This is a genomic window from Stenotrophomonas sp. P5_B8 (genome assembly GCF_054049855.1).
Genome location: NZ_JBFULO010000186.1, coordinates 1 through 7,245, shown reverse-complemented (window position 1 = coordinate 7,245; position 7,245 = coordinate 1). Strand labels below are relative to the sequence as shown.

General features: G+C 65.1%; 9 protein-coding genes. 7 read left to right on the top strand and 2 right to left on the bottom strand.

All coding sequences use genetic code 11. From position 1 onward, the window contains the following. Nucleotides 1-1,587, bottom strand: a 1,587-nt coding sequence (locus tag ACXJKH_RS11590) for a proline dehydrogenase family protein (protein WP_457319546.1), incomplete at its 3' end; no start/stop codon positions are given. Nucleotides 1,588-1,862: 275 nt separating this feature from the next. Between ACXJKH_RS11590 and ACXJKH_RS11585 the strand changes: the two genes are divergently transcribed. The 6 genes from ACXJKH_RS11585 to ACXJKH_RS11560 all read left to right on the top strand — a co-directional run bounded on the left by ACXJKH_RS11585 (nt 1,863) and on the right by ACXJKH_RS11560 (nt 6,593). Further along, entirely contained in the window at nt 1,863-2,339 is a 477-nt protein-coding gene (locus ACXJKH_RS11585; RefSeq protein WP_256775034.1) for a DUF2244 domain-containing protein, read from the top strand. An 11-nt stretch (nt 2,340-2,350) separates the two neighbouring features. Further along, nucleotides 2,351-3,289: a cytochrome c oxidase subunit II gene (gene coxB, locus ACXJKH_RS11580; protein ID WP_457319545.1), complete on the top strand. Its 939-nt coding sequence runs from the start codon at nt 2,351-2,353 to the stop codon at nt 3,287-3,289. 64 nt (nt 3,290-3,353) lie between these two features. Next, nucleotides 3,354-4,964 (top strand): cytochrome c oxidase subunit I, encoded by a 1,611-nt coding sequence (ctaD, locus tag ACXJKH_RS11575; RefSeq protein WP_457319544.1) that lies wholly within the window; start codon nt 3,354-3,356, stop codon nt 4,962-4,964. Between the two features lie 7 nt (nt 4,965-4,971). After that, entirely contained in the window at nt 4,972-5,106 is a 135-nt protein-coding gene (locus tag ACXJKH_RS11570; protein WP_256775037.1) for a hypothetical protein, read from the top strand. Continuing rightward, nucleotides 5,103-5,696, top strand: a complete 594-nt coding sequence (locus tag ACXJKH_RS11565; protein ID WP_457319543.1) for a cytochrome c oxidase assembly protein — start codon at nt 5,103-5,105, stop codon at nt 5,694-5,696. Before ACXJKH_RS11570 ends, ACXJKH_RS11565 begins: the two co-directional genes overlap by 4 nt. Nucleotides 5,697-5,717: 21 nt before the next feature. Beyond that, complete coding sequence (locus tag ACXJKH_RS11560) at nt 5,718-6,593, top strand: cytochrome c oxidase subunit 3 (protein ID WP_457319542.1); 876 nt, start codon at nt 5,718-5,720, stop codon at nt 6,591-6,593. Nucleotides 6,594-6,633: 40 nt separating this feature from the next. Here ACXJKH_RS11560 and ACXJKH_RS11555 read toward each other — a convergent pair whose 3' ends face one another. Continuing rightward, on the bottom strand, nt 6,634-6,852 hold the full coding sequence (locus ACXJKH_RS11555) for a twin transmembrane helix small protein (protein ID WP_070208839.1): 219 nt from the start codon (nt 6,850-6,852) through the stop codon (nt 6,634-6,636). Nucleotides 6,853-6,909: 57 nt separating this feature from the next. On the opposite strand from ACXJKH_RS11555, the gene ACXJKH_RS11550 reads away from it, so the two are divergent. Then, nucleotides 6,910-7,245: SURF1 family protein (locus ACXJKH_RS11550; protein WP_457319541.1), on the top strand; the 336-nt coding region annotated here is incomplete at its 3' end.

Here is a 7,245-nt window from a genome sequence, read left to right as displayed (position 1 = left end):
GGACACCGCCTCGACCGGATCGCGGATCAGGTCGCCGATGGCCACGCTGTCGTCGGTGATGCGGTTGACGAAGCTGGAATTGGCGCCGTTTTCCAGCAGGCGGCGCACCAGGTACGGCAGCAGGTCTTCATGCGAACCGACCGGTGCGTACACGCGGCACGGCACGTTCAGGCGATCGGCCGGCACCACTTCGGCGTACAGGTCATCGCCCATGYCGTGCAGCTTCTGGTGCTCGTACTGGCCACCCTTGGCGATCGTTTTGACGGCGGCGATGGTGTGCGCGTTGTGCGTGGCGAACATCGGGTACAGCGCATCGGCATGCAAGAACAACCGCTTGGTGCACGCCAGGTAGGACACGTCGGTGTTCTGCTTGCGGGTGAACACCGGGTAGGCCGGCAGGCCGTCGATCTGCGCACGCTTGATTTCCGCGTCCCAGTACGCGCCCTTGACCAGTCGCACCTGCAGGCGGCGACCGATGCGGCGGGCCAGATCGGCCAGGTAATCGATCGTGTACGGCGTGCGCTTCTGGTAGGCCTGCACGACTACGCCGAAGCCTTCCCAACCCACCAGCGAGGCACCGGTGACCACCGCTTCGATGATGTCCAGCGACAGCTCCAGGCGGTCGGTTTCCTCGGCATCCACGGTGCAGCCGATGCCATAGGATTTGGCCAGCTGCGCCAGTTCCAGCACGCCCGGGACCAGGTCGGCCATGACGCGCGCGCGCTTGGCGTGCTCGTAGCGCGGGTACAGCGCGGAGAGCTTGATCGAGATGCCCGGCGCAGCGTTGACGTCGCCGTCCGGGCGCCCGCCGCGTGCCTTGTGGTCACCGCCGATGGAGTGGATCGCGCGGCGGTAGTCTTCCAGGTAGCGCTTGGCGTCCTTCATGGTCAGCGCGCCTTCGCCGAGCATGTCGAACGAGTAGCGGTAGTTGGCGTTGTCGCCCTTGTGCGAGCGCGACAGCGCTTCGTCGATGGTGCGGCCCATGACGAACTGGTGGCCCATGATCTTCATCGCCTGGCGCACGGCCAGGCGGATCACCGGCTCGCCCACGCGGCCGATCAGACGTGCGAACGCACCCGGTACGTCGGCGCGGGTGGCATCGTTGATCTGCACCAGGCGGCCGGTGAGCATCAAGCCCCAGGTGGAGGCGTTGACCAGCACCGAATCGCTGCCGCCCATGTGCTTTTTCCAGTCCGCATCGCCGAGCTTGTCGCGGATCAGTTTGTCGGCGGTGTCCTGGTCGGGGATGCGCAGCAGCGCTTCGGCCACGCACATCAGCAGCACGCCTTCTTCGCTGCCCAGGTCGTACTGGCGCATGAAGGCTTCGATCGCGCCCTGGTCCTTGGCGCGCACGCGAACGCGCGCGACCAGGTCGGCGGCCACGGCCTGCACCTGCGCCTGCTCGGCGGCCGGCAGGCGGGCCTGCTCCAGCAGTTCGCGCACATGGCTGGCCTCGTCCTTCATCCAGGCATCGGTGATGGCCTGACGAAACGCGGGGGGAGGCGTCGGCAGCTCGGGCGACAGCAGCGGCGGACGGAGAGCGCCGGCCGGGGCCGGGGCAGGAATCGGTGCGGAGGGTGCGGTCATGCCGGTCGGCTCGTGGAAAACTTGACCATTTTAATCGCTTTTTGAGCTCGGCAAGCAAATTCAGGCGTGCTGTCCATAGCGGCGATAGCCTTTCATACAAAGGGATTCGCCGGACTAGCCGGGGTCGCCATAATTTGTGCTGATTTCGGCAAAAGCGCCGCCGATGTCCATGCTGTGTTGCACCATTCCTGAAAGTGTGAATGGACCCTTGCTACTGTCGCGAGTGCAGGGCTACCATCGAGACGTTTCCCGCGGCAGGAAAACGCGGTTGCGACATGATCGAGGTGCTGACAGCTCCGGACGGATCAGGGACGCGACTGCGGCTGCGTCCCCCACGGGCGCTCGATGCCCGGCAGTTCGTCCTGTTGTTTGCTGTGTTGTGCGGGGGGATGGGGTTGGCGGCCGGCCTGGGTTGGCTGGCCGGCAACGTGTTCGCCCCGTTGTTCGCGCTGCTGTACAGCCTGTTGCTGGCAGCGGCACTGCGTAGTGTGTGGCGTAGTGGAGAACGGCAGGAAGAAATCCGGGTGGTTCCGGCGTGTGTGGAGGTCATCCCCGCACCCGGGCACTCGCCGGTGTTCAGCGCGCACCCGCATTGGGTACGCCTGATCGCCGACGAGCGGAGGGTCCGGCTGGCGTCCAGTGGCAGGCAGGTGGAAGTGGGGGCTTTCCTCGCACCGGCCGAACGCAGGGCACTGGCTCAGAAACTAGAAGGCTTGCTCGCGGCCAGCGATGGCTGCAACCGACGACGCTAAGGGTCTAGGCAATGAAGCAACGCATCAAGTGGGGCAGTACGTTCGGGAAGACAGCAACAAGCGGGGCCGCGCTGCTGGCGCCCGCATTGGCGTGGGCCCAGGCGGCCGACCCCAAACCGTGGCAGTTGAACATGGGCAAGGGGGTGACCCAGAGCTCGCGGTTGGCCTGGGAATCCAACCTGTTCTCGCTGTGGGTGTGCACGATCATCGGCATCCTCGTGTTCGGCGCGATGTTCTATGCCATCTTCAAGTTCCGCAAATCCAAGGGCGCCGTCGCGGCCACCTTCAGCCACAACACCAAGGCGGAAATCGTCTGGACGGTGATCCCGGTGATCATCCTGGTGGTGATGGCGTGGCCGGCCACGGCCAATCTGATCAAGTTCTACGACACCCGCGATTCGGAAATGACCGTCAAGGTCACCGGCTACCAGTGGATGTGGAAGTACGAGTACCTGGGCGAGGACGTGACCTTCACCAGTCGCCTGGACCGCGAGTCCGACCGGGTCCGGCAGAGCGGCAAGGTGCCCACGCTGGCATCGCATCCGCACTACCTGCTGGAGGTGGACAACCGCCTGGTGCTGCCGGTGGATACCAAGGTGCGCTTCGTGATCACCTCCGACGACGTCATCCACGCCTKGTGGGTGCCGGCGCTGGGCTGGAAGCAGGACGCCATTCCCGGCTTCATCAACGAAGCCTGGACCAACATCGAAAAACCCGGCGTCTACCGTGGGCAGTGTGCCGAGCTGTGCGGCAAGGACCATGGCTTCATGCCGATCGTGGTCGAGGCGGTGTCCAAGGAAGACTTCAAGAAGTGGCTGGCCTCGCGCAAGCCTGCACCGGCCCCGGCGCCGGAAGCTGCTCCGGCCGCACCGGCACCGGCCCCGGTCGAGGCGGCTCCGGCGGCTGCGCCGGAACCTGCCGCTGCAGCCCCGGCAGACAGCAACGCCTGAAATCGAGCCGCGCCTGCCAACCGGCAGGCGCGGGTACCACCGGATCCAGTGAGGTGTAGTTGCGATGGCGCATTCCGCAGTTGACCACGACGGGCACCACGGGCATCAGCAGAGCTTTGTGGAGCGTTGGTTGTTCTCGACCAACCACAAGGACATCGGCACGCTCTACCTGCTTTTCAGCTTCATCATGTTCATCATCGGCGCGGCCATGAGCGTGGTGATCCGCGCCGAGCTGATGCAACCGGGCCTGCAGTTCGTCAAGCCCGAGTTCTTCAACCAGATGACCACCGTGCATGCACTGGTGATGATCTTCGGCGGGGTGATGCCGGCCTTCGTCGGCCTGGCCAACTGGATGATCCCGCTGCAGATCGGCGCGCCGGACATGGCCCTGCCGCGCATGAACAACTGGTCGTTCTGGCTGCTGCCGGTGGCCTTCAGCCTGCTGCTGGTCACCTTGTTCCTGCCCGGTGGCGCGCCTGCCGGTGGCTGGACCCTGTACCCGCCGCTGTCGCTGCAGGGCGGCTACAACGTGGCCTTCAGCGTGTTCGCCATCCATGTGGCCGGCATCAGTTCGATCATGGGCGCGATCAACATCATCGCCACCGTGCTCAACATGCGCGCGCCCGGCATCGACCTGTTGAAGATGCCGATCTTCTGCTGGGCCTGGCTGATCACCGCGTTCCTGCTGATCGCGGTGATGCCGGTGCTGGCCGGTGCGGTCACCATGCTGCTCACCGACAAGTTCTTCGGCACCAGCTTCTTCAACGCGGCCGGCGGGGGCGACCYGGTGATGTTCCAGCACATCTTCTGGTTCTTCGGCCACCCGGAGGTGTACATCATGATCCTGCCGGCGTTCGGCGTGGTCAGCGAGATCATCCCCACCTTCAGCCGCAAGCCGCTGTTCGGCTATCAGGCGATGGTCTATGCAGTGGCGGCGATCGCGTTCCTGTCGTTCATCGTCTGGGCCCACCACATGTTCACCGTGGGCATGCCACTGGGCGGTGAGATCTACTTCATGTTCGCCACGATGCTCATCTCCATCCCCACCGGCGTGAAGGTGTTCAACTGGGTCAGCACGATGTGGCGCGGCTCGCTCACCTTCGAAGCGCCGATGCTGTGGGCGGTGGCCTTCGTCATCCTGTTCACCATCGGCGGGTTCTCCGGGCTGATGCTGGCCATCGTGGTGGCCGACTTCCAGTACCACGACACCTATTTCGTGGTGGCGCACTTCCACTACGTGCTGGTGACCGGCGCGGTGTTCGCGCTGATCGCGGCGGTGTACTACTGGTGGCCCAAGTGGACCGGACGCATGTACAGCGAGAAGTGGGCCAAGTTCCATTTCTGGTGGTCGATCGTGTTCGTCAACCTGCTGTTCTTCCCGCAGCACTTCCTCGGCCTGGCCGGCATGCCGCGGCGCATCCCCGATTACAGCGTGGCGTTTGCCGACTGGAACATGATCAGCTCGATCGGTGCGTTCGGCATGTTCGCCACGCCCTTCATGATGGCCGCGATCCTGCTGGCCTCGCTGCGCAACGGCGAGAAGGCCGCCGCCCGCGCCTGGGAAGGCGCACGTGGACTGGAATGGACGATTCCCTCGCCCGCGCCGGCACATACCTTCACCACGCCGCCGACCATCCGCCCGGGTGATCTGGCCCACGACGACGTGACCCACTGAGGCCCACATGGACTCCCCTTCGAACTCCCTGGATGCACAGGCCCTGCAACGTCGCCGCGCGCAGCGCACCGCCTGGAAGGTCGGGCTGGTGGCGGTGGCGGTGTATGTCGGTTTCATCCTCAGCGGGGTGATCGGGCGATGAGCGAGGTCCGCCCGGCCACTCCCTCGCGCACGGCGGGGCTGCCCCGCCTGATCGGGGTGGCGTTGGCGGTGTTCGTGCTGACCTTCTCGCTGGTGCCGCTGTACCGGATCGCCTGCGAGAAGGTGTTCGGCGTGCGGTTGGAGCGTGGTCCGGGTGCGGCTGCCGGCGGCGCGGTCACCACCGGCAAGCGCACCGTGCGGGTGGAATTCGATGGCGGGGTCAACTCCAAGCTGCCCTGGGCGTTCCATCCCGAGCAACTGACCATGGACGTGGTGCCCGGCGAGCTCAACGAAGCGCTGTACTTCGCGCGCAACGACAGCGACCGCGCGCTGGTCGGCAGCGCGGTACCGTCGGTGGCACCGGCCAAGGCGTCGGGCTACTTCAGCAAGACCGAGTGCTTCTGCTTCACCGCGCAGACCCTGCAGGCCGGCGAGAAGCGCGACATGCCGGTGCGCTTCATCGTCGACCCGGACCTGCCGGCCAACATCAAGACCATCACCCTGTCCTATACCTTCTAMAAGAACGACGCGCTGTCCGCGCAGCTGCCCGCCGCCGCTGCGGTGCCGGTTGGCGCGCACGCCGCTCCCTGATACGCACCGGATCCTGAGACCATGGCCCAGCAAAGTCCCGATGCCACCGTGTATTTCGTGCCCACGCACAGCAAATGGCCGTTCATCGGTTCCATTGCGATGATGGTGACCATGGTTGGCGTGGCCAGTTGGCTCAACGATTCCAGTTGGGGCAAGTGGACCTTCTACACCGGCATCGCGATGCTGGTGCTGACCCTGTTCTGGTGGTTCAGCGATGTGGTGCGCGAATCCCAGGCCRGCAGCTACAACCGCCAGGTCGACGGCTCGTTCCGCATGGGCATGGTCTGGTTCATTTTTTCCGAAGTGATGTTCTTCGGTGCGTTCTTCGGCGCGTTGTTCTACACCCGCAACCTGGGCCTGCCGTGGCTGGGCGGTGAGGGCGACCGGGTGATGACCAACGAGCTGTTGTGGACCGGCTATTCGGCGGCGTGGCCGACCAATGGCCCGGGCGCGATCGGTGGCTACTTCCAGACCATTCCGGCCTGGGGCCTGCCGCTGATCAACACGCTGATCCTGCTCACCTCCGGCGTCACCCTGACCATCGCCCACCACGCGCTCAAGGCTGGCCATCGCCGCCAGCTGCTGATCTGGCTGGGGCTGACCGTCGTACTGGGCGTGTTCTTCCTTACCCTGCAGGCCGAGGAATACATTCACGCCTACAAGGAACTCAACCTCACGTTGGGCTCGGGCATCTACGGTTCGACGTTCTTCATGCTCACCGGCTTCCACGGCGCGCACGTGCTGCTCGGCACGATCATGCTCGGCGTGATGTGGCTGCGTTCGGCCAAGGGGCACTTCACCCGCGACAACCATTTCGGTTTCGAGGCGGCTGCTTGGTACTGGCACTTCGTGGACGTGGTGTGGCTGATGCTGTTCCTGTTCGTCTACGTGCTGTAGCGTCGGGGCGACACCGTGCCGCACCGACGCGGGTGCGGTTTCAGCCGCCGATGCCGTGGGGTTTGATCCAGCCGGTGTAGATGCCGATGGCCACCAGCGCGATCAGCGCCACCGACACCGCGATGCGGCGGGTGAGCGCATTGACGGTGCGCTTGGTCTGGCCGCGATCGACCAGCAGGTAATACAGCCCGGCGCCCAGATTCCAGACGATGACGATCAGAAACGCGATTACCAGCAGGGTCTTCAACGAATCATTCATGCGCGGCTCGATGGCAGGGCGGGTACGCCTATATCACCGCGTTTGGTCGCCGTTGTCATGATGCGCAAGCACACACGCCTGATTGGCTGGGTGGCGGCGGTCGTGGTGATCGTGTGCTTCTGCCAGCTCGGCCGCTGGCAACTGCAGCGCATGCACCAGAAAGAGGCGCTGCTGGCCCAGCAGGTGCCGGCACGCGCGCAGAGCATGCAACTGGGCCAGGCACTGGCCGCCCCGCCGGTATTGCGCTGGATCGAGGACCAGGGAACGTTCCTGCCCGGCCTGATCCTGCTCGACAACCAGACCCGGCAAGGCCGCGCCGGGATCAAGGTCTACCAGCCGTTCCGCAGCGACGACGGTGCGCGCGTGCTGGTCGATCGGGGCTGGGTGCCGATG